The sequence below is a fragment of the Streptomyces sp. NPDC004752 genome, from assembly GCF_053601275.1.
In genome coordinates, this window is record NZ_JBSGBN010000001.1 from 93,705 (window position 1) to 116,020 (window position 22,316).

At 71.1% G+C, this 22,316-nt stretch carries 18 protein-coding genes and 2 pseudogenes; 5 read left to right on the plus strand and 15 right to left on the minus strand.

Annotated elements, in window-relative coordinates; all coding sequences use genetic code 11:
- Positions 1-222: 222 nt before the first annotated feature.
- From ACWEKM_RS00425 to ACWEKM_RS00455, 7 genes and pseudogenes are all read right to left on the minus strand, one after another.
- Positions 223-1,731 carry a peptide MFS transporter gene (locus ACWEKM_RS00425; RefSeq protein WP_451618900.1) on the minus strand — a complete coding sequence of 503 codons (1,509 nt, stop codon included), beginning with the start codon at positions 1,729-1,731 and terminating at the stop codon, positions 223-225.
- Positions 1,728-3,173, minus strand: a complete 1,446-nt coding sequence (locus ACWEKM_RS00430) for an NAD(P)/FAD-dependent oxidoreductase (protein ID WP_451618901.1) — start codon at positions 3,171-3,173, stop codon at positions 1,728-1,730. Before ACWEKM_RS00430 ends, ACWEKM_RS00425 begins: the two co-directional genes overlap by 4 nt.
- A gap of 45 nt (positions 3,174-3,218) precedes the next feature.
- Positions 3,219-3,791 carry a helix-turn-helix domain-containing protein gene (locus tag ACWEKM_RS00435; RefSeq protein ID WP_451618902.1) on the minus strand — a complete coding sequence of 191 codons (573 nt, stop codon included), beginning with the start codon at positions 3,789-3,791 and terminating at the stop codon, positions 3,219-3,221.
- 122 nt (positions 3,792-3,913) lie between these two features.
- Positions 3,914-4,762: an NAD(P)H-binding protein gene (locus ACWEKM_RS00440; protein ID WP_451619014.1), complete on the minus strand. Its 849-nt coding sequence runs from the start codon at positions 4,760-4,762 to the stop codon at positions 3,914-3,916.
- A gap of 630 nt (positions 4,763-5,392) precedes the next feature.
- Positions 5,393-6,649 (minus strand): amidohydrolase family protein, encoded by a 1,257-nt coding sequence (locus ACWEKM_RS00445; protein WP_451618903.1) that lies wholly within the window; start codon positions 6,647-6,649, stop codon positions 5,393-5,395.
- Positions 6,643-7,758 carry an FAD binding domain-containing protein gene (locus ACWEKM_RS00450; RefSeq protein WP_451619015.1) on the minus strand — a complete coding sequence of 372 codons (1,116 nt, stop codon included), beginning with the start codon at positions 7,756-7,758 and terminating at the stop codon, positions 6,643-6,645. Before ACWEKM_RS00450 ends, ACWEKM_RS00445 begins: the two co-directional genes overlap by 7 nt.
- A 100-nt stretch (positions 7,759-7,858) precedes the next feature.
- Positions 7,859-8,647: pseudogene (locus tag ACWEKM_RS00455) on the minus strand (xanthine dehydrogenase family protein molybdopterin-binding subunit); the annotation flags it as partial.
- 32 nt (positions 8,648-8,679) lie between these two features.
- On the opposite strand from ACWEKM_RS00455, the gene ACWEKM_RS00460 reads away from it, so the two are divergent.
- Positions 8,680-9,306, plus strand: coding sequence for a TetR/AcrR family transcriptional regulator (locus tag ACWEKM_RS00460; protein ID WP_451618904.1), 627 nt, complete (start codon positions 8,680-8,682; stop codon positions 9,304-9,306).
- 311 nt (positions 9,307-9,617) lie between these two features.
- Here ACWEKM_RS00460 and ACWEKM_RS00465 read toward each other — a convergent pair whose 3' ends face one another.
- Positions 9,618-10,007: a RidA family protein gene (locus ACWEKM_RS00465; protein WP_451618905.1), complete on the minus strand. Its 390-nt coding sequence runs from the start codon at positions 10,005-10,007 to the stop codon at positions 9,618-9,620.
- 72 nt (positions 10,008-10,079) lie between these two features.
- On the opposite strand from ACWEKM_RS00465, the pseudogene ACWEKM_RS00470 reads away from it, so the two are divergent.
- Together ACWEKM_RS00470 and ACWEKM_RS00475 are read left to right on the plus strand one after the other, a co-directional pair.
- Positions 10,080-10,442, plus strand: a pseudogene (locus ACWEKM_RS00470) (LysR family transcriptional regulator); the annotation flags it as partial.
- 30 nt (positions 10,443-10,472) lie between these two features.
- The gene (locus tag ACWEKM_RS00475) at positions 10,473-10,676 is read left to right on the plus strand and encodes a winged helix-turn-helix transcriptional regulator (protein ID WP_451619016.1); all 204 of its coding nucleotides are present in this window, start codon (positions 10,473-10,475) and stop codon (positions 10,674-10,676) included.
- 471 nt (positions 10,677-11,147) lie between these two features.
- On the opposite strand, the gene ACWEKM_RS00480 is transcribed toward ACWEKM_RS00475, so the two are convergent.
- Positions 11,148-12,404 (minus strand): exo-beta-N-acetylmuramidase NamZ family protein, encoded by a 1,257-nt coding sequence (locus ACWEKM_RS00480; protein ID WP_451618906.1) that lies wholly within the window; start codon positions 12,402-12,404, stop codon positions 11,148-11,150.
- A 107-nt stretch (positions 12,405-12,511) separates the two neighbouring features.
- Positions 12,512-13,492: a LysR family transcriptional regulator gene (locus ACWEKM_RS00485; protein ID WP_451618907.1), complete on the minus strand. Its 981-nt coding sequence runs from the start codon at positions 13,490-13,492 to the stop codon at positions 12,512-12,514.
- A gap of 143 nt (positions 13,493-13,635) precedes the next feature.
- Here ACWEKM_RS00485 and ACWEKM_RS00490 point away from each other — a divergent pair, with 143 nt between their 5' ends.
- Together ACWEKM_RS00490 and ACWEKM_RS00495 are read left to right on the plus strand one after the other, a co-directional pair.
- Complete coding sequence (locus ACWEKM_RS00490) at positions 13,636-14,370, plus strand: acetoacetate decarboxylase (protein ID WP_451618908.1); 735 nt, start codon at positions 13,636-13,638, stop codon at positions 14,368-14,370.
- 4 nt (positions 14,371-14,374) lie between these two features.
- Positions 14,375-15,202 carry a 3-hydroxybutyrate dehydrogenase gene (locus ACWEKM_RS00495; protein WP_451618909.1) on the plus strand — a complete coding sequence of 276 codons (828 nt, stop codon included), beginning with the start codon at positions 14,375-14,377 and terminating at the stop codon, positions 15,200-15,202.
- Positions 15,203-15,445: 243 nt separating this feature from the next.
- On the opposite strand, the gene ACWEKM_RS00500 is transcribed toward ACWEKM_RS00495, so the two are convergent.
- From ACWEKM_RS00500 to ACWEKM_RS00520, 5 genes are all read right to left on the minus strand, one after another.
- Entirely contained in the window at positions 15,446-17,026 is a 1,581-nt protein-coding gene (locus ACWEKM_RS00500; RefSeq protein ID WP_451618910.1) for an alpha/beta hydrolase, read from the minus strand.
- On the minus strand, positions 17,023-18,231 hold the full coding sequence (locus ACWEKM_RS00505) for a serine hydrolase domain-containing protein (RefSeq protein ID WP_451618911.1): 1,209 nt from the start codon (positions 18,229-18,231) through the stop codon (positions 17,023-17,025). The genes ACWEKM_RS00500 and ACWEKM_RS00505 overlap by 4 nt, the downstream gene beginning before the upstream one ends.
- A gap of 200 nt (positions 18,232-18,431) precedes the next feature.
- Complete coding sequence (locus ACWEKM_RS00510) at positions 18,432-20,033, minus strand: FAD-binding oxidoreductase (RefSeq protein WP_451618912.1); 1,602 nt, start codon at positions 20,031-20,033, stop codon at positions 18,432-18,434.
- Positions 20,034-20,265: 232 nt separating this feature from the next.
- Entirely contained in the window at positions 20,266-21,324 is a 1,059-nt protein-coding gene (locus tag ACWEKM_RS00515; protein WP_451618913.1) for a serine hydrolase domain-containing protein, read from the minus strand.
- A complete protein-coding gene (locus ACWEKM_RS00520) occupies positions 21,321-22,244 on the minus strand; it encodes an IclR family transcriptional regulator (RefSeq protein WP_451618914.1) in 924 nt (307 codons plus the stop codon). The genes ACWEKM_RS00515 and ACWEKM_RS00520 overlap by 4 nt, the downstream gene beginning before the upstream one ends.
- Positions 22,245-22,316 lie beyond the last annotated feature (72 nt).

Genomic DNA, 22,316 nt, shown 5'->3' on the forward strand with positions numbered 1-22,316 from the left:
GCGGCGAAGTGCGGCGCTGATCCCGGCGCCGACGTGCACGACACGGCGCCGCGAGCTGTCTCGCCGCCCACCGGGCCAGAGCCCTCACCGCCGACGCGGTGGCGCCGACGGCACCGCGAGCGCGCCGATTCGCACGGTGAGGCGACCCCTCGGGCCCGTCCCGAGAGGGCGACCCGGCGCGGGGACGACGATGAGACTGCCGAGCTGAGCCTTTGGCATCGGTCAGCGCTTGATGCCTGCCCCGAGGTGACGCTCCACCGGTCCGCGGGTGGCGATGAGTGTCAGGCCGATCCCGATGCCGCACACGGCGGTGAGGGTGAGGTAGGAGGCGTTGTCGATCGCGGTGAACAACTGCCCCAGCAGACCCGCCAGGGACGAACCCAGGGCGAGGGTGAGGAAGTTCAGGCCGACCATCTGGGAGCGGAACTTCTGCGGGCCGATCCTCGTCGCCAGGGACAGTCCGATCGGCCCGACGAAGACCTCGGAGGATCCGGCCGCCATCATGAACACCAGGATGAGGAGCAGCGGGATCGCGGCGTCTCCGGTCGCTTCGGAGACGATGAGCAGGAACAGGTAGGCGCAGCCGATCTGGGTCAGCCCGATGGCTATCTTGGTCACCGGCCCGGGTTGGCGCTCCCCCAACGTGTTCCACAGCCTGGCGATGAGTGGGGTGATGAGAACGGCTGCCAGGGGGCTGACGGTGGTGATCCAGGCGACCGGGAACTTCCATCCGCCGATGTGCAGGTCGATGCGTTCGGTGATGAGGATCGATATCGCCGTGAACTTCTGGAACAGGAAGCCGTAGTAGACCCCGGACGCCAGGAAGAGGGGAAGGTAGCCCAGGATACGGCGGCGTTCGTCGCGGCTGACGGCCGACGAGGTGGTCATGGTGAGGAAGTAGGAGGCGGCGGCCACCAGCGCGGCGATGGTCACCACGGTGGACAGGTTCCCCGCCCGGAGCAGTCCGGTGGCGACGGCCGCACCCACAGTGGCGGGGACGAGGAGGGCCAGCGCGGCGACCAGCGGGCGGCGCCGTGCGGGCAGGGGGTTGTTGATGATCCGGGCGCGGTCGGGCAGGTGCTTCATCGAGGTGACGTACTGGACGAGCGCGGCACCCATACCGATGGCCGCCAGGCCGAATCCGTAGTGGAAACCCAGTTCGTTCTGCGCGAGTCCCGTGGTGAGCGGGCCTACCACCGCACCGATGTTGATCGCCATGTAGAAGTAGGAAAAGCTGGCGTCCCGGTAACGTTCGTCCGGGTTCTGGTCCAGGACGAAGCCGACGATCGAGGTGATGTTCGTCTTCAGAGCGCCGGTGCCCAGGACGATGCACAGCAGGCCGACGCCCAGCCCGGTCCGGCCGGGGGCGAAGGCGAGCACCACGTGCCCGGCCGTGATGACGACGGCACCGTACAGCACCATGCGCTGGGGGCTGACCAGCCGGTCGCCCAGCCAGGCCCCGAGGATCTGGGACAGGTACACCGCGCCGCCGTAGGCGCCGACAATGCCCGCCGCGACGGCCGGATCCACGGCCAGCCCGCCGTCGGCCACCGCATAGAGCAGGTAGAACGACAGGATGCCCTGGAGTCCGTAGAAGGAGTAGCGCTCCCACAGCTCGGTGAAAGCGATGCCCCACAGGCCGCTTCGCAGGGCACGTCCAGGTGTTGCCGCCGTTGCCTCGCGTGTGTCGCGGTCGGTTGCCGTGGCGGTCTTGGACGGTGTTGTGCTCATTCGCTGAGTCCTGCCAATCGCGAGCCGAAACGGGCGATGAGGGAGGTGTTCTGGGAGTGCCTGCTCTCCTCCCACCGGTCGGCGAAGCCGAAGAGCCGGTACATGGCATGTACGCCGATCCAGCGCAGCGGCTCCGGCTCCCAGCGGCCCGAATCATGGTCGTTCCACGGCAGCCGGGTCAGTGCGGTGTCGCGCCCGGCGGCCCGGTCCAGGAGCGTTCGGGCTGCGAGATTGGTGGCTGTCACGCCGTGTCCGGCGAAACCGCGCACGACGCCGATCCCGGTGTGCGGATCGAAGGTGATCCCGGCGCACCAGTCGCGGGTCACTCCGATAGCGCCTCGCCAGGCGTGCTCAATACTGAACCGAACGTCGGGGAAGAACAGTTGGAGGCGCTCGCTCAGGGTGCGCACAGTGCGGGCGTCCACCTTGCCTTGGCCAGGAGTGCCGGAGTTGAAAGCGTAGGGAGTGCCTCGTCCGCCGATGGCGATACGTCCATCTTCTGTGCGCTGGGCGTAGACAAAGGTGTGTGCGGCGTCGCCCAGACACTCCCGCCCCTGCCAGCCGATCCGCTCCCATACGTGTTCGGGGAGCTGATTGGTGACGATCATGGAAGAGTTGACGGGGATGACGTCCCGCTTGCCCAGTCCTCGGGCGTCGCTCTCGACCTGTCCCGAGTATGCCTCCAGACACGTCAGAATCGTTGCGGCGCGTACGGTCCCACGGGAAGTGGTCACCACGCCGGGTGCGATACGGGTGGCGCGCGTACCTTCCAGGATGCGCACCCCCTTTGCCTCTACGACCGCAGCGAGCCCGCGGACCAGCTTGGCTGGGTCGACGCGCGCGGTGGTCCGGGTCAGCAGGCCGCCCAGCGCCGGGCCGATGGCGATCCGCTTCTTGACAGCGTCGGCATCGAGGAGTTCGAGATCCTCGGCGCGGTAGCCGCCCGCAAGGTCTGCGGCGTAGGACAGTTCGAGGCGCTTCATCGCGGCCGGGGTCGTGGCCACGCGCAGGTGTCCGCCCTGGTACTGGTCTGCTTCGATGCCCTCCTCCTGAAGCAGGCGGAGTGTGTCGCCGATGGCTGCGTCCATCTCCTGTTGGAAGGAGGCGACGGCCGCGGCGCCGTCCTGTCCCCGTTTGCGCACGGCCTTGGCGTACACCGCCCGGTTGCCCGGGATGAGGGGGGAGAGCCAGCCGCCGTTGCGGCCGGAGGCACCGTAACCGACTTCCTCGGCCTCCAGGATGGTGATCTTCGCTCCGGGGCGTTCCAGGATGGCGTGATAGGCGGCCCAGAGCCCGGTCAGGCCGCCACCGACGATGACGAGGTCCTGTTTCTCATCGGACGGGCTCCCTGTCCGGTTCCGGGACGGTCCGGCGGCCGGACCGTCCTCCTCACGCCGGGCACTCATCCAATGGGATATCTCGCCGTTGCGATACGCGGTCATCAGTAACTCCAGCAGGACGTGCGGTGATGTGGCGGGTGGGGACTGTCAGTACGTGGGAGGTGCCATTGCCCACAGGACACGTGCCTCTTGTGTGCCGGTGGCCTCGACGATTCGATGCGGGTCACTGCTGTGGTAGTGGATCGAGTCCAGGGCCGAGAGCGTGTGGTGCTGCTCCCGGACCCATACCTCCACCTCGCCCGACAGGACCAGGAGCAGTTCTTCCGAGCTGCCATGGGTATAGGGCTCCACACCGGTGGAGCCGCCCGGGGTGAAGTGGCCGAGGAGCACCTCAAGATGGTCGAAGGACCCGGGGGTGAGCTTGATCTTCGTGGCGCCCTCCCCGAATGACATGCCATGGGTGTCGCGGAAGCGAAGCACCGGGCTGGCGGCGCTCTCGCTCTGGTCGAAGAGGTCACCCACGGTGAGTTTGAGGATCTCGCACAGCCGCTGGAGCGTTCGCACACTCGCGTTGGCCTGGTCTCGTTCGACCTGGGAGAGATACCCCTCGGTAAGCCCTGTCTGCCTGGCCACATCACTGAGGGTCAGATGCAGGGCGCGCCTGCGCCGACGCAGGCGAGTGCCAACGCCCGCCCGGACGTCGGGTTGCTCATTCGACATGGCGGGAAACTTAACAGGGGTTTGACCAAGCCACAATGAACCTTGCTGAAATCATAGTTTTTTTTACTGCGGGGCCTGGCGGGGCCTGACTTCCCCTGCTGGCGATGAGCAAGCGAACGTGATCAGGGTCGGACGGCCCGGCGGAAGGCGGTGGCATTCTCGGCGGCCCATTGCTGAAACGTCCTGGCCGGCGCACCGGTGATCCGGGACACCGTGTCACGCACCATGAGCAGTTCGTCGTTGACGTCGCCGCCCGTCAGGTCGAGCACTGCGTCAGCGGCTTCGTCGCCCAGGAAGATGGCCATCCGACGATGAGCTTCCTGTCGGCTGATCTCGGCGAACGGCACGTTCCGCCCCAGTACTGCCGCTATGGCCCCGACCTGCTGCCGGGCCGTGACCCTCTCCGGACCCGTCAGCGCATACGTTCGTTCTTGGTGGCCGGACTCGGTCAGCGCCGCCCGAGCCACCGATGCGATGTCCGCAGGGTGAATCGTGGGGAGACCGATGTCCGGATAGGGCACCCGGACCGTTTCGTGCTCGCGGATCGCTCCCGCCCACCACAGGGCATTCGAGGCGAACTGCGTCGGCCGCAGGACCGTCCACGTCATGCCGCTGTCCTTGAGCAGCCGCTCGACAGTCAGGTTCTCGGCGGCGGGGCCCAGGTGCGGATGAGTCTGGACGGTGATGGACGAGACGAGCACTACGTGGTCCACGCCTGCCCGCCGGGCCGCCTCGATGATCTCGGCGTCCGAGCCCATGCGTGACACCAGAAACAGCGATCGGACCTTCTCCAACGCGGGCTTCAACGAGGCTGTCTCGGCGAAGTCACCCGCAACGGCTTCGACCCCTTCCGGGAACGCGGCCCGTTCGATGTCACGGGTGAGCCCCCTCAGCGGTCCGGCGCCGCACGCCTGGAGTTCTTGCAAGAGGGCGCTTCCTACATTTCCGGTGGCTCCGGTCACGAGGATCATGAGGTCTTCTCCTGTCATCAGGCGGTGATCGACGGTGATCGACATGCCGTGACGTTAAAACCTCAACCAAACCTCCGGTCAAGAAGAGTCGACAGGTGTCGCAAGCCCGGGCACGTTCCTCCGCGTGCCCGTCGGCTCAGTCCCGCGGTCCTCCGGTCTGCCGTGACGAGGGCTTCGTCGTCTGGGCGGGCGTCCGAGGCACAGTGCTGGTGCACCCCGAAGACGCCCCCGGCCTTCAGCCCCTGCCCCACTGGGAGAGCAGCGGCGGGTGCTGCGGGCCGGAGGGGCCGGGCGCGGTCTACTGCTGTGGGGCACCGAGCAGCCGGGTGCGCAGTGCGGCGGCGCCGGATTCGGCGAGCCAGTCCGCCAGGGTGCGCAGTCCGGGGTGGATGACCCGCAGCGCCTGGATGTCGGCGTGCCGGCGCCGGCTGGAGATCCATCGATCACAGGGGCGCCCGCCGCCCCCACCACCACGGTGCGCGGCTGGGGCGGCATGCCCTCGTCGCCTGAGCCGGCGTCGGCTTCCCCTCCCATCGGGGTCGGAAAAGATCCGGTGGTCGCCACAGGGGAAGCACGCCTGGGACCTGGCTCGGCGGGCCGCATGTCGTGGACAGCGTCTGACCGTACGGCTCACGCGACCTGCGGGGTGATCGCCCGGCCGCCGACGTACGCGGCCCGTACGACCTCGGCGGACAGCACGTCGAGCGCCTCGCGCAGGGGCACCTGGAGCAGGCACAGGTCGGCCGCCGAGCCGACCGTCAACCGGCGGACGTGAGCGGGCCGTTGGGGTCTGCCGAGGAAGAGCCGCAGGGCCGCGTCCGGTGACACGCCCTCACCGTCGTCGCGGCCGACGGCGGCCCGCATCACCGCCCACGGGTCGTGGGTGCCGTAGGGCGCGTCGGTCCCGGCGACGAGCGGCACGCCCGCCTCGGCCAGGCTGCGGCAGCGGTAGAGGTGGCCCCGGTCGTCGGGATGCACCTCGGCGGCGTACTCGCGGCCCCGCTCCACCGGGAAGTGCTGCTGGGTGACGACCGTCAGGCCGAGCCGCCGGATCCAGGGGACGGTCTCCGCCGGGATCACCGACCCGTGCTCGATGCGGTCGCCGGCGACGGGACCGGCCTCCTCAAGGGCGAGCAGGGTGACGAGCAACTGCACGCGGGTGACGCAATGAACCGCGACCGGCCGGGGACGTGTCCCGGCCACCGTGGCGGCCAGCTCGGCCCGCGTGGGCAGCGTCGGATCGTCGAGCACCAGCTTCACCAGTGCGCCGGCGCCCATGACGAGGAGTCTCTGCGGCAGCACCGACAGGGTGCGCGGCAGACCGGGCGCGGGATACGGGTCGGCGTTGGTGAACCCGGTGACGCCCAGCCGCGCCGCTCGTCGCCCCACCCGCTCCAGATCCAGCCGCACGGGGGGCAGGGCCCGTCGCAGCCGCTGGTCCTGTCGCCACAACCGGCCGTCGCCGTCCAGCCCGGCTGTCCGCAGCGCCGCGCTGTTGAGGAACCACATCGCCCCGCTGCGGTGCTGCACCCGCACCGGCCGGTCCGCGACCAGTGCGTCCAGTGCCTGCCGGCCCAGCTCTCCCGCGACGCTCTCGTGGTAGCCGACGGCCCGCACCCACTGGCCCGGTGCCCCGCCCCGCAACGCCGCCGCGAATCCGTCGCGTCCGCGCACGTCGGTGGGGCCGACCCGGACCGAGGCGGCCTCGGCGGCCAGCGCCGTCAGGTGGAGGTGATGGTCGTGCAGGCCGGGCAGCAAGGCCCCGCCCCGGCCGTCGACGTCGGCGCCCCCGGCCAGCCGATGACCGATCTCCGTGATCCGTCCGCCCGCGCCGATCCGCACGTCCGTCGCGGCGCGTCCCTCGACCTCGACGTTCCTGATCAGCACGGCCGTACCCGGGAGCCGGCGAGCGCGGCGGCGCAGGCCGCCATGGACACGCACAGGAGTTCTCCGCCGCCTGCGGCGAGGGACCGTACGACGGCCTGGGCGGCGTACAGGCCGGTGACCGGATCGGCGAGCGCGTCACCCAGGAACACGGGTGCACCCTGCGCGTCGCGGCCCGTCAGGCCGCCGGCGACCGCCGCGTCGTCGCCGAAGGCGATCCGGTCGTCGCCGCGGCCGTACCCGGTGATGCCGACCCAGACCCGTCCGGGGCGCGCGGCCAGGAACTCCTCGGCGTGCACCTGGACCGCCTCCCGTACGGCGCGCCGCCAGGCACGGGCCACCATGGCCGCGCCCAGACGCTTGCGATAGCCGGCCGATCCGTGCAGATCGGACGGAACCGAGTCGAGGTCCGACAGGGCGAGGTCCGCGATGTCGTCGGCCTTCTCCTCGGCGGGTTCGGACCCGATCAGCGCCGTCTGAGCCGCCTCGGCACGGCAGGGGGCCGGGCCGAGGCCGAACAGAGCGATGGCGCACCGGTCGATCCGCCCGCCGGGGTCGAGGCCCACCGCGACGGTGGCCCCGGCGAGGGCGAAGTCGCCGCTCCTGTGGGCGAATTCCGCGACGGCGAATCCGCAGGGGCGGTGCCAGACGGGGAAGACGACGGCCGTCAGCAGTTCGTCCTCGTCCAGGGCGGTGCTCCACATGCCGGTGAAGAACCGCGCGGCGGGGATGGTGCGGCGTCCGCGCACCGACAGGGCCTCCAGTTCGGCGTCCAGGGTCAGTGCCACCGCGGGATACTCGGCTGCGGCGTCGGCGTGGGCGAGCGAGCCTCCGACGGTGCCGCGGCTGCGGATCTGGAAGTGGCCGATCAGCGAAGTGGCACGGGCGAGGAGGGGTACGGCGGTCCGTGCCTCCTGCGATCGCTCCACGGTGGCCTGGGTCGTGGTCGCGCCGATCCGCACCGCCCCGTCACGGTGCTCGATGCCCCGCAGTCCGTCCAGACGGCGCAGGTCGACCAGATGCCCGAAGGACGCGAGGCGCAGCGCCAGCATGGGAACGAGGCTCTGCCCGCCGGCGATGGCCTTCGCCTCGTCGCCCAGGTCGGCGAGCAGCGCGACCGCCTCCTCCGCGTCGGCGGGGGCGTGGTACTCGAACGCGGACCTCGTGCGGGGACTGGGTCGACGCCCAGATCGTCAACTCCCCGGCGGGCGCCGACCATTCGGCGACGATCCCACGGGTCTCCATCGGCACCGGCCCGTGTGACTGCTGGTGGACGGTGGTGCTCACCACGTGTGCCGCGCTGTCGAAGACGGGCGCGAGCTGGTCCATCGGACGCCCGCCGAGCCGGCCCACCAGGTTGTCCGGGTGGGTGGCGTGGACCGATTCGGCCGACTGAAGGGCGGTGGTGTAGTCGACGACGGGCGGGAGGGGCTCGTAGTCGACCACGACCAGCTCGGCCGCGTCCTCGGCGATGTAGCGGTCCACGGCGACGACCATCGCCACGGGGTCTCCGACGAACCGCACTTCGCCCTCGGCGAGCGGCGGGCGGGGGGTGTCGGGGTCGTCCCGCCCGTTGAGTGAGTACCACTGCTCGTGTACGCCGGGATTGAGGTCGTCCGCGACGAGGACGGCGTGGACACCCGGAAGGGTCAGCGCCTCCGAGACGTCCACCCCGGTGATGCGTGCCCGCGCGACGGGACTGCGGATGAAGCAGGCGTGCAGCATCCCGGGCCGGACGACGTCGTCGACGTAGGTGCCGGTGCCGGTCAGCAGCCGCGGGTCCTCGACGCGGGGGGTGCGGGTGCCCGTGTAGGGGGTCTTTCCTGCTCGATCGGAGCGGAGAGCCCGGGAAGAGTCGGCCGGCGCCGCCTCGTCCGTGGTCCCTGCCATCGGCCTCGCCCTCCGTTCACCCGGCCCAAGCGCCGGAGATGGGTGGATCAGCCCGAAAACACCCGGTGCTGAACGACTGTTTAACAGACGCGCTGAACAACTGTTTAACATCGGCCTCCGGACCCGTCAAGGACAATGGCCCCATGACTGCGCCTCGCCGTATGGGTACCGAGAACTCCAGAACGCGCTTGCGGCTGCTGGACATCACCGAGCGGCTGATGCTCAAGGAGGGATACGCCTCCGTCGGCATCCGCCGGGTGGCACGGGAGGCCGAGGTCGCGCCCGCGCTGGTTCTCTACTACTTCCGCACGCTCGACGACCTGTTCCTCGCGGTGCTGCGGCGGCGGGCGGAGCAGGAACTGGAGATCTCGGCGCGGGTGCTCGACTCCCCGCAGCCGCTGCGCGCCCTGTGGGATCTCAGCAGCCAGCCCGGAGCCGCCCTGATCACGGAGTTCATGGCGCTGGCCAACCACCGCAAGGCCATCCACGCCGAACTCGCCGAGCACGCGGAACGCTACCGCCAGGCGCAGGAGGAGATCATCGTCCGCAAGGCCGCCGAGGGCGGGCTCTCCCTGCCCGACGTGCCTCCCGTCGCGCTGCTCGTGGTGACCACGGCGCTCGCCCGCGTCCTCGTCATGGAGAAATCTCTCGGCATGACCGCCGGGCACACGGAGACCCTCGACCTCGTGGAGCGGGTCCTCCAGGGGATCGAGGGCGCCCCCGAGCCCGAATCCGATCACCCGGCCGACGGCCGCACCACAAGCGCGTGACCCGGGTGCTTCCTCCCGGTCCGACCGGCGCCACCGGCGGGCAGCGGCGCGATTCCGCGCCCGGTTCGGCCGACCACATGTGTGCATCCCGCAGCCGACATTGCACGGCCCTGGTCGTGTGCGACTGGCGTGGCAGACTCGGCCACCGGCGGGGCATCGGTCGTCGGCCGACGAACCGGCGGTGGCCTGTACGGCCGATCGGCGGGCCGACAGCGGCTCGGTGACGGCTGGGGAAGTGTGCCTCACGAGGTCCGGACGCTCCGCCCGCCGTCCGGCACGGCACCCCTGTTCCCCGAGCACAGATCAGGCTGTTACGCCGTGGCCCGGCGCGCGTACACCTCTATCTCGATCTTCATCCGGGGGTCGGCGAGACCGCACATCAGCATCGTGGCGGCCGGCCGCACGTCGCCGAAGCGGCGGCGCAGGACCGGCCAGCAGGGCTCGAAGTCCTCGCGGTCGGGCAGCAGGTAGCGCACCCGCACCACATCGGCGAAGGTGCACCCCGCCTCGGTCAGCGCGGCCTCTATGTTCCGCAGGCACTGCTCGGCCTGCTCCACCACGTCGTCGGAGATCGTCATGGTGGTGTAGTCGAACCCGGTCGTCCCGGACACATGCACCCAGTCGCCGTCCACCACGGCGCGGGCATAACCGATCTGCTCCTCAAAGGTCGAGCCGCTGAGGATCGCACGTCGCTCTGTCATGGGTCGAACGCTAAGTGACCAGCTCGGATACGTCTAATACAGTGAAAGGCATGGTCTGATATCTCTACGCGTATGGAGCGTCCCGAACTTCCCCTTCCACAGCTGCACGCCTTCGTCGTCCTCGCCGAGGAACTCCACTTCGGCCACGCCGCCGCCCGTCTGGGCATTGCCCAACCGCCGCTGAGCCAGCAGATCCGCCGCCTGGAGGACAAGGTCGGCCATGAGCTGTTCAGCCGCGCACCAGGACGGGTCACGCTCACTCCAGCCGGACGCGAACTGCTGCCCGCCGCACGGCGGGCCCTCACCGACCTTGCGTCCGGGCTGGCCGCGGCCCGGGCCGTCGGCAGCGGCCGGACCGGACGCCTGCGGATCGGTTTTGCCGCCTCCCTCGCCCTGACCGTCCTGCCCGGCCTGCTGCGCACCTTCCGGCAGCGGCAACGCAGGCTGGCGAGCGTGAGCCAGAAGATGCTCACGCAGACTCTGCGTCATCTGGAACGCGACGGGCTGGTGTCGCGGACCGTGATCCCCGCGGTCCCGGTCCGCGTCGAATACGAACTGACCCCCCTCGGCCGCTCGCTGCTGCCGGTCATGCGCGCGATCAAGGGCTGGGCGGAGGAGCACATGGCCGAGGTACGCGCCGCCCGCGCCGCCTACGACGCCGCGGGCTGACGGCCGGGGGCGCGGGGCTCGGGGCGGGGCTCAGGGCACGGGGCTCAGCAGAACCGCATCGCCGCGGGCTCGTGCTCCCGAACAGGGCGCAGTCCGGCCGGGACGCGGAGCCCTTGGCACCTGCGACTTCGGCTTCGCGGCCGTTGCTTCGGAAGGCGCCGGCCGGGCCGAAGCGTGACCCTGCCCTGCAACAGCAGCCACGGCGCTGCCGCACCCTTGACGAAGTCAACAAACCCCGAACTACGCTGTGTTGCGACCAGCCCCGCGGTGGCCTCGGTGGCTCCGGCGGGTCCACCGGCCGGGGCGACGCCGGTCGCGCCACGGCGTCGCCCCGCTCCGCTGTGCGCGCTGTCGTGCCGGATCGGTGCCCGAGGCCCGCTCAGCAACCCACGGTGTGTGCATACGGGCGGCGGGGTCGGCCTGCTGAACGACGGCGGTGTCCGGTTCTTCGACGCCGCGGCGGCCGGGCGGTCAGCGGTAGCGGAGGTAGTGGCGGCGGATGTCGCGGAACGCCGCCAGCTCACTCTTCCAGGCCGCCGCCACCTCGTCCGCCCCGGCGCCCGCGTCGATCATCGTGCGGACCCGCGCGCTGCCCGTCAGCCGGTCGATGCTGTGGTCGGGCCGCCAGGCGAAGTCGCTCCACACGCACTTCGCCGTCACCAGCAGCGCCACTCCCGTGTGCACGGGGTCGAACACGTCGCGGTCGTTGATGTGGATCTGCACGCCGCCCACCGTCGTTCCCTGGAACTTCGAGAAGGTGGGGGCGAAGTACGCCTCACGGAACTCCACCCCCGGCAGGCCGAGGGCGCCGGCGGCCTCGGCCCACCGGGCGTCGATGCCCTCGGCACCGAGCAGTTCGAAGGGACGGGTCGTGCCGCGCCCCTCCGACAGGTTGGTGCCCTCGAAGAGACACGTCCCGGAGTAGACGAGGGCGGTGTCGGGTGTCGGCATGTTCGGGCTCGGCGGCACCCAGGGCAGACCGGAGGCGTCGTAGAAGTCCGAGCGCCGCCAACCGGTCATGGACACCGTCTCCAGGTGCACCGGGGTCTGCAGGAACTCGCCGTTGAACAGCCGGGCCAGTTCCGTGACCGTCATGCCGTGCGCCTGGGCGATGGGCTGCCGGCCGACGAAAGACGCGAACTCCTTGTGCAGCACGGGGCCGAGCGCGCCGCGTCCCGTCACCGGGTTGGGCCGGTCCAGTACCACGACGCGCTTGCCCGCGAGCTGTGCGGCCTCCATGCAGTCGTAGAGCGTCCAGATGTACGTGTAGAAGCGCGCGCCCACATCCTGGATGTCGAACACCACGGTGTCGACGCCGGAGGCGGTGAAGATGTCGGCCAGCGGTCGGCCGTTCTTGAGGTAGGTGTCGTACACCGGCAGGCCCGTCGCCGGGTCGTCGTAGCGGCCCTCCGAGCCGCCCGCCTGCGCGGTTCCGCGGAAACCGTGCTCGGGTCCGAAGACGGCGACCAGGCTCACGCGGTCGTCACCGTGCATCACGTCGACGATGTGGCGCACGTCGCGGGTCACACCCGTCGGGTTGGTGACGATGCCGACGCGCTGGCCGTCAAGGAGTGCGTATCCGTCCTCGGCGAGGCGTTCGAAGCCGGTACGCAGTCGGTGGCCGTTGCCCCGTGCCGCGGCGGCCGGTGCGGCGGCGCCCACACCCATGACGGTCACGGCCCCCGTGGCGGAGCCGGCGGCCAGCAGATTTCGTCTGGACAGGTTCATGGTGTGACCTCCGTGCGCTCCGCGACCGCGATGAACTCCTGTTGGGTGTCGAGTATCCGAAGAGCAGGCGCGGACGTCAATAAGTAACCAGCATGCTTTGCGGGTCGTTACTTTTTGCCCACCCGGGGACGTCGGGGTCCGGTTGCCGGGGGCGCTGCCCCAGTACCGGGACGCCGGCTTTCGGACAGTCGGCGTGCCCGCTTCGGGTCCACCTCCGGTGAACGCGGTTCGCGGCGCTGTGGGTTGGCCGCCGCGCGGGTGGCGATGCGTTCCAGGTGATCGACGAGCGGGTGGGGGGTACGGGCGGGCCGGACGAAGACCAGGGGGACGGGTGGTGCGTCGGCGATGGCGATGTACCGGACTCCGGGATGGGGATGAGCACGTGCCGACTCCGGCAGGACTCCGACGCCCCGGTCCGCGGCGACCATCTCGATCCACTCGTCGTAGGTGCGGCAGGCGACGGCCACCTCGGGCCTCGCGCCGGCCGGCCACATGGCAGGGCCCACCGTGCCGCTGAGCTTGTTGACCACCAGGGCGTGATCGGCGACTTCCGCCCAGTGCAGGCGCCTTCGGCGCGCGAGAGGGTGGTGGCGGCCCACTGCCGCCACTCGGTCCTCGGTGCCGAGTTCGACGATGTGCAGGCGGCCACCGGAAGAGGGTTTGCCGTAGATCACCGCGGCGTCGGTGTGTCCGGTGGCCACACCGGCCGCCCGTTCGTCGCGGCGGACGAGTTCGAGTGCTCCCCCGGTCACCTGCTCGAACTCGGTGATGAGGTGCCGTGCCAGACCGCTGGGCAGCAGCCAGGTGAAACCCAGGCGCAGCACCGGCCCAGAGCTCACGGACCGGAGGGCGGAGTCCAGTTGCGGGAGCAGCGCGGCCAGCTGCGTGCGGAGCCGGTGTCCGGCCTCGGTCACACTCACGCTTCGGGTGGTCCGGTCGACCAGACGGACCCCCAGTGCCGATTCCAGACGGGCCAGCGACCGGGTCAGCGTGGGCTGGGTGACCCTGCACCTGTCTGCGGCACGGGAGAAGTGTTCTTCCTCGGCCAGGACGAGAAACCAACGCAGATCCCGGAGTTCCACATTCATACGTCAACTGTATAAAACCTGTCGCCTGCGCATTTCCGTCACCGCCGCTCGGTGCCTAACGTCGAAGGCGAGCACGTCGGACGGCCTGCGGCGCGAGACCGCCCGGCAGCAGACAGGATCGCGCCGCATGAACAGGCGACCCCATGGACATCGGCAGTATTCTCCGCACCTCCGCCACCCCGGTGGGCCAACCGGCCTACCCGCACGGCCCGTACCGCTTCGTCGGCCGGGAGTATCTGAACATCACCTATCGCACCGACCCCGACGCCATGCGGGCGGTGGTTCCCGAACCGCTGGAGGTCGACGAGCCGCTGGTGCGGTTCGAGGTGATCCGCATGCCCGACAGCAGCGGCCTCGGTGACTACACCGAGGCCGGGCAGGTGCTGCGGGTCCGGCACCAGGGCGAGCCTGCGGACTACCTGCACTGCATGTATCTGGACAACGGACCCGCGATCTCCCTGGGCCGCGAGGCGAGCGCGTACCCCAAGAAGCTGGGCAAGCCGCGCCTGTACACCGACTCCGACACACTGGTCGGCACCCTGGACCATGGATCGCTCCGGGTGGCGACCGCGACCATGGGCTTCAAGCACGCCACGCTCAGCGAGGAGGAGGCGCGCACAGAGATCGCCGCGCCCACCTACATGTTGAAGATCCTTCCGGGCTACGACGGCACTCCTCGGATCTGCGAACTGGCGCGTTCCCAGATCACCGACCTGACCGTCCGGGGCGCCTGGACGGGGCCCGCACGCCTCCAGCTCTTCGAGCATGCGCTTGCCCCGCTGGCCGACCTGCCCGTGCTCGGCATCGTCAAGGCGACACACATACTGACCGACCTCACCCTGCCGCGCGCCGAGATCGCGCACGACTACCTTTCGTAGTCACATGGCCCCGCGCGAACACATCTGTCTTCCCTCGAAAGGTGCTTCAGTGAGCACTCATCCCGATCGAACCGACACGCCGGTGTTCCCCGTCCTCACCGGGCGCCGGGCACTCGTCACGGGTGCGGGCAGCGGCATCGGCCGGGCCACCGCCGTGCGGCTCGCCCGGTCGGGTGCCCATGTCATCGGGCTCGACCTGAACGAGCAGGCGGTACGGGACCTCGCAGGCGAGACCGGCGGAGCAGCGATCACCGCGGACCTGTCCGACCTCGACGCGCTCGACGCACTGATTCCGCAGGCCGACATCGTCGTCAACTGCGCGGGCATCCAGCAGGTCGCTCCGGTCCATGAGTTCGACCCGGCGCGGTTCTCGCTGATGCTGCGCATCATGCTGGAGGCTCCCTTCAGGATCATCCGCAAGACACTGCCCGCCATGTACGCCCAGCAGTGGGGACGCATCGTCAACATCTCGTCCGTCCACGGGCTGCGGGCCTCCGAGTTCAAGAGCGCGTACGTGGCGGCCAAGCACGGACTGGAGGGGCTGTCCAAGGTCGTCGCCCTGGAAGGCGGCCCCCACGGGGTCACGTCCAACTGCGTCAACCCCGGTTATGTGCGTACCCCCTTGGTGGACCGGCAGATCGCCGACCAGGCCCGCGCCCACCACATCAGCGAGGCCGAGGTCGTGGACTCGGTCCTGCTGGAGTCCGCCGCTCTCAAGCGTCTTGTCGAGCCCGAAGAGGTGGCCGAGGCGGTGGCCTTCCTGTGCAGTCCCCAGGCAGCCGCCATGACCGGCACCGACATCGTCATCGACGGGGGCTGGACGGCCCGCTGAGAGCAAGCCTGAGAGACGGGCGTCCGATGCACCACGGAACCCGAGTTCGGCACGGGTTGTCGGGCCCTGTCTCGGCGTGCCGGCCGGGGTCGTGGGGCGCGGTCGGTGTGCCGGTGGCCGCGTACCGGACCTCCGGCGAGCACTCGATGACCGGGGCCGCAGCCGAGATGGACCGGGCCGCGACCGGGCGGTCATCGAGATGCAGACCGGCATCGAGCACACCGACGCCCGCGGCGCCCTCGGCTACCGGGCCACCGAGGTGGCGCGCACGCTCCGCGCGGAGGAGGGCGGGGCCGTGCCCTGGTCGCGGGCGCAGGTCACGTCCTTTGCGGGCAGGCGGCCCGTCGCCAGGTAGGCATTGACGCGTCCGTCGACGCAGGCGCTGCCGAACACCCCGAACACGGCGTGCTGGTCGGCGCCGCGCAGGGTGACCAGCCGGGAGCCGGGCCACCTCCGGTGCTGGGCGGCGGCGCCCTCGTAGATGGTGCGGGGGTCCCCGGTGGCGTTGACGAGCAGCGCCGGGAAGCTGTCCTTCCTGACGGTGGTCGGGCGCTCGCGCGGCGGGTCCCAGAAGGCGCAGGGGCCGATGTTCTGGGCGACGGAACCGAAGAGCCGGTCCGGGGCGCTGCGGATGTCGCGCCAGTACACCTCCGGGTCCCGCGGCGCGGGCACGTCACCGCACAGGATCGCCGCCTGCACGCTTCCGTAGGCCGATTCGGAGCCGGTGAGCTGGAACTTCAGCATGTCGGCGAAGGCCGGGTCGGGGTCGACACGTCGGCCCTGGGCGGCCCGGTTCATATCGCGCACGGCCCGCGCGAAGGCCCCGTACGCCTCGTCGTTGTCCTGTGAGAGGCCGTTGAGGAGGATGACCGGCACGGAGTGGTCGTCCAGCCGGTAGGAGCCCAGTCGCAGCGGCTTGCGGGCCGCTGCGGCCTGGATGCGGTCCACGGCGGCGAGTACGGCCTCGCGTGTGCGGCCCAGCCCGTACGTGGCGTCTCGCGCGGCGGCCCACGCGGCCCAGTCCTCGATCGCGTGCCGGTTGGCCGCCTCGGCGCCCCGCAGCAGCCGGGGCGAGTACCGGCCGGGGTCGATCACCCCGTCGAGGACCATGCGGTCGAGTCGGCGCGGGAACATCGTGGTGTACACCTCGCCGAGATAACTGCCGTAGGAGTAGCCCAGGTAGGAGATTCTGCGCTCGCCGAGCGCGGCGCGGATGACGTCCAGGTCGCGGGCGGTGTTGCGCGTGGTGGCGTACGGCAGCACCGAGTCCTCGTACCTCCGGCAGCGCTCCGCGAGATCGCGGGCGAACGCCGCCATACGGTCGAAGCCGGCCCGGTCGACGCCCGCGCCGCGGATCCAACTGCCCGTCGGCCAGTGACAGTCCAGCGGGGTGCTGCGGCCCACAAAACGGGGGTCCACCCCTACGACGTCGTACCGTGCGCCGACGTCCCTCATCGCCTGGCGTACCCACGGGGGGTCGCCGAGCGTCTGGCCGCCGGGCCCGCCGCTGTTGAGCAGCAGCGGGCCGACGCGATATGCGGTGTCGGTGGCCCGGATCCGGGAGATCGCGACGGTGATGGTTCGGCCGCCCGGGTCGTCGTAGTTCAGCGGGACGGTGACGTCGGCGCACCGGGCGCCCGCCTCCTGGAGGTCCTTGCCGATGTCGTCGTCCGGGCCCTGGAGGCAACTCTGCCAGGTGAGGCGCTGGTGGTGAAAGCGGGCCAGGGGATCGCCGGTGCCCGTGGCCGGCGCGGCAACGGCCGGCGCTGCCAGCGGGAGGGCGGCCAGTACGGCCGCCGTGCGCAGTGCGATGCGGCGGATCATGTGTGCGTCCTTTCAAAGGGCCGGCCGTCGCAGAACGCGGCCTGGACGACGTCGTGGAAAACCTGTTCGGCCGGTAGCGAGTCGGGCACCCCGTTGAGCGCCACGGAGATGCTTCGCCCGCCGGGACCTACGGCCGTGAGCGCTCGGTGGCCGCCCGGCACGGTCCCTGCGTGCCCCCACCACAGGCCCCCGCAGCGCAGCGGGGTGGAGATCAGGCCGAGCCCGTAACGGGCTCCGGGCCACAGGCGGTCCGGGTCGGCCGTCACGGTCTGCCGCATCGCGGCCAGTTGCGCCGGGGGCAGGAGGCGGCCGGACATCAGGGCGGAGACGAAGTGCGCGACGTCGTCCGGCGTGGAGACGAGCGCGCCTCCCACGCCGCCGAAGGTCATGTTCCAGTCGGTGCCGTCGACGCGGTGGCCGTCCTCGTCGGTGAAGTAGCTGCGCGAGTGCGTCCCCCGGATACGGACGTCGTCGCCGGGCCAGTAGCTGTCGCGCAGCCCGAGCGGACGCAGGATGCGGCGGGTGATCTCCGTCTCGGGGGTGTTGCCGGTGACCTGCTGGATGATCAGGCCCGCGATCAGGTAGTTCGTGGTCGCGTAGTGCCAGGCGGACTGCGGGTGCGGCAGTTCGAGGGCGCGGGCGACGAGTTCGCGCGGCTCGAAGTGGCGCCGCCGCATGCGTTCGGGGTGTTCCCACTCCGGGGCGTCGAGGTAGTCGGGCAGTTTGCTGGTGTGCCGCAGGAGGTGCCGCACGGTGATCCGGCGGCCGTCGAAGCCGTGCGACCGGATCAGGCCGGGGAGGTAGCGGTCCACCGGGGCGTCGAGCAGCACACGGTGTTCGGCGGCGAGTTGGAGGACGACGGCTGCGGTGAACGTCTTGGTGACGCTGCCGATACGGAGGCGGTCGGTGGCGTTCATGGGGCGCCCGGAGCGCAGGTCGGCCGTGCCGGCGGTCTGCGTCCAGCGCCCGCACGACGGTCCCGCCTCACCCACCGAGTCGGTGACCACTACGGCGGCTCCGGCGATGCGGTCGCGGGTGACCAGGGTCCGCAGGGCGTGGCGCAGTTCACGGTGGGCGCCGCAGTGCGCGCCCACCGGTGACGCGGAGGGCTGAGGACGCGGGAACGCCGCTGGAGCGGCGGTCAGAAGGAGCGCGACGGCCGAGGCCACGACACCCGCACGCCTGATGGCTGCTGATACCTTCATGCGCACCGACCGTAGGCGGCGGACGCCGAATCCTCACTCGTGCAGCCCGGTGTCCTGTTATGGGGGACAACCCCCGCCCCAGGACACCTGGTTGCCCCACGCCCATGTGCGGCAACCGCATCCGGCCCTTCTCCGCTGGTCCACCTGGCGACGCCGCCACCAACAGCATCGAGCCGCCGAGGCCCACCATCGCTGGAGTGTCACGCTCTGATCGAGAGGGCGTGCCGGAAGACGTCGCGTGGGTCCCAGCGCTGTTTGACCTCGCGCAGGCGGGCGTGGTTGTCCTTGTAGTAGAGGGTTTCCCACGGCGTGCCCGAGGTGTTCCAGTGCGGGTCGGCGAGGTCGGTGTCGGGGTAGTTGATGAAGGCCCCGTCGGCGGTCTTGCCCGGGACGGGGACTCCGCCGGTGTCGGCGAAGAGGTCGCGGTAGCACTCGCGTATCCAGGCCAGGTACTCGGGCGCCTGCCCCGGTTGGGCCCAGGACGCGAGGCAGGAGAGCTTCAGCACGGAGTCGCGGTGGGGCATGGCCGTGGCGTCGGGCGGGAGGGCGTTGACTGCTCCGCCGTAGGTGTTGACGACGACGCTGCCGGCGAGCACGCGGGTGTCCTGGCGGGTCAGGTGGTGGTAGGCCACGGCGATCTGGCGGTCCGTGAGCCGTCGGCGCAGAAACGCCGACTTGATCTTGATGTGCCAGTCGCCGACGGCTTCACCGGAGCCGCGCAGGGCGGCGTCCAGCCAGGGCAGGCGTCGAGTGGTCAGACGGGCGGGGTGGGTGGTGCCTTCACTCACCGAGCGGAGGAACCCGTCCAGCAGACGGCGGTCCCGGCCGGGCTCGGCCGCGACCTGGCCGAGGAGCAGGTGCGCGCCGGCCGCACGGCGCGTCAGGGCGAACTCGGCGTAGAGCGCCGCGTTCGGGTCGGTGGCGGCGGCGTGGCGCTCCGCCCACCGCCCGTGGTTGCGCACCATGCGCGTGAAGTGCTCCTCGTCCATGCCCTCCCAGCTCCACTCGGCGGTGAAGGTGAGCGCGGTGGCCGGCGGAGTGGGCAGCGAGCGGAACCAGAAGCGGGTGACGACGCCGAAGTTGCCCCCTCCGCCTCCCGTGTGGGCCCACCAGAGGTCGCGATGGGGGTCGTCCCGCTCCCGCGTGGCGACCACGGCGCGAACGGCGCCCTCGCGGTCGACGACCACCACCTCGACGGCGTAGAGGTAGTCGCTGACCAGGCCGAACAGCCTGCACAACGGCCCGTATCCGCCGCCGGGCACATGGCCGCCCGCGCCGACCTCGGCGTGGTATCCGGCCGGTACGGTGACCCCCCAGCCGAGGTAGAGCTTCTGGTACACCTCGCCCAGTGTGGCCCCTGCCTCGACGGCGTACGCCCGGCGCTGCTCGTCGAACGTCACCTCCCGCATGGGTGACATGTCGATGACGGTGGTGATGTCGGGGTGGTCGACGAAGTCCTCGAAGCAGTGCCCGCCGCTGCGGACCGCGAGTCGCGCGCCGGAGGCCACCGTCTCGCGTACGGCGCGCACGACGTCCCCCGTCGAGCCGACCAGACAGACGCGCTCCGGAGTCCCCCGGAAACGGTTGCTCGCTCCCCGGGCGACCAGATACGCGTAGCGGGGGTCCTCGGGTGAGACCCGAAGGGGCCCTTCAGGCAGCCACGCGGAGGCGGCGCTGCCACCCTCCGGGACCGCCGCCGAGGCCACCGAGGGCGCCATCAGCGCCGCCCCTGCGCCCGTGGCCGCCGCCACACGGAAGACGGCGCGCCTGCCGGGCCCGTCCGCCGAACCAGTCGAACTCATGCTGCCTCCTTGCGGGTTGGAGTGCCGTACGGTCGACGCTAGGCCGGAGCGGCCGACACGGCAGGAGGGCTGAGTGGCGGGTCCGGGGTGTACCGGGTGACACCACTGCCCGGGGGTTCAACCCACCGGTGACGGGCGCGACCCTCACCACCGTGGTGCCGAGGCACTCACACCCCTGGGACCTCGCAAAGGCCCGGGCCCCTGGGCGCCGGGGCGTGGAGGCGTGGAGGAGTCACGGTGAGCGCTGCGCCGCTCCGTCCGCGCGGGTCGGCGTCGCGGCCTTGTCGTGGAAGGCGCGGCGGACGGCCGTGATGCCGTCACCGGCCCTCGACGGGTGGACGCGGTTCGTCAGCAGAACGGCGTAGCGGCCTGTCTCGGGGTCGACCCAGATGCTGGTGCCGGTGAAGCCGGTGTGCCCGTACGCGCGGGGGCCGAAGGACTGGCCGACCGGGGAGTCCGTCGGGTCCTGGCCCTGCCAGGCGAGGCCGCGCCGTAGCCCCAGGCCCTCGGTGTGGACGGCCGTCATCTGCGCGAAGGTATCTGGGCGGAGCAGTTCGCGTGCGCCGCCGGCCAGGGACCTGCCGAGCCGCTCCATGTCGGCCAGCGGCGCGAACAGGCCGGCGTGCCCGCCCACTCCGCCGAGCACCACCGCGTTCTCGTCGTGCACCTCACCGACCACGACCCTGCCGCGCCACGGGCAGTCCTCGGTGGCCACGGCCCGCCGCCGGGCCTCGGCGTCCGGGCGGAATCCGGTGCCCGTCATGCCGAGCGGGTCGCACACCAGTCGCCGTACCAGCACGTCCAGCGTCTCCCCGGCGGCGGCCTCCGCGATCAGGCCCAGGATGATGAATCCCTGCGAGGAGTACTGGACCCGCGTGCCCGGTTCCGCCGTGAGCGGCAGCAGGCGGATCGCTTCCAGGAGACAAGCGCGCGTGGGGTGTTCGCGGTAGAGGGGGACCCGGCCGGGGATGCCGGAGGTGTGGGCGAGCAGCTGATGGACCGTCAACTCTGCTTTGTCGCCGCCCCGGTACTCCGGCAGATGGTCGCCCACGGTGTCGGTCAGCCGCAGGGCGCCCTCGTCGACCAAAGCCATCACCGCGAGCCCCACCACCGGTTTGGTGACCGAGGCGAGGTCCCACAGCTCGCTGCCGTCCAGCGTCTGGCCGCCCCAGCTCCTGGTGCCGGTCCAGCCGCGGTTCACGGTCGCGGCGGCGTCGCCGACGGACCATGCCGCCGCGGAGTACACCCCGCGATCGCGGCCGGCGGCGAGGAGTTCACCCAGCGGGCTCATGCCCGCCCTCCGTCACGTCCCCCGTCACGACCCCCGTCAGGTCCGCCGCCACGCTCTCCGTCAGGTCCGCCGCCACATCCGCCGTCCCGCTCCCCCGCGGCCGGGCCGACCACGCCCAGGGCCGGGGCCGGGGCCCGCCCGCCGAGGCCCGCGGAGACGGTGCGGGCTGCCGCGCGCACCATCGGGCCGTACAGCCGCACGCTCTCCTGGTCGAGGGTGAACGTCAGCCCGGAGATGCCGATCGCGCCGACCACGCGTCCCGCCCGGTCGAGTACGGGCGCGGCGACCGAGCGCACGTCCGGATCCCCGTAGCCGTCGTCGACGGCGTAGCCGCGCTCGGCGGCCTCCCGCAGCGCCGTACGGAGCGCCGCCGCGCCGGCGAGCGGATGCGCGGCCCATGCCTTGGGCGGCACGCCGTCGAGCACCTCGGCGCACTCGTCGTGCGGCAGCGCGGAGAGCATGGCGAGGCCGACGCCGCTGCGGTACAGGGGCGTACGGCCACCGGGCGGCATGCCCAACCGGAACTCCGGGGGCGACTCGGAGTGTTCCAGGTGGACCGCGTCGTCCCCGTGCCGCACGGCGTAGTGGGCGAACTGGCCGGTGCGCCCGTGCAGTTCCGCCAGCACGGGACGGGCAAGACGCAGGTCCTGGTCGTCGTGCAGGGCCGCGGCGGCCAGTCCGAGCAGCCGCGGTCCCACCTGGTAGGAGCCGCCTTCGACGGGCTGGGCGAACCCGAACTCCACCATGGTCTGCAGGTGGCGGTGGACGGTCGGTTTCGACAGGCCCGTGCGCCGCGCCAGATCGCCCAGCCGGTGGGGCCCGCCGGGTTCGACGAGCGCTTCGAGCACCTCCATCGCCTTGTCGATCGGGCCCTTCGCGCGGCCCTGCTCGGTGATTCGAGTGTTGACGGTCTTCGCCATGTCGCTTAGCTTAGCCCATCATTCCATCTGCCGGAACGGATGTGATGCCCAATGAAACGTCTTCGTCAAGCG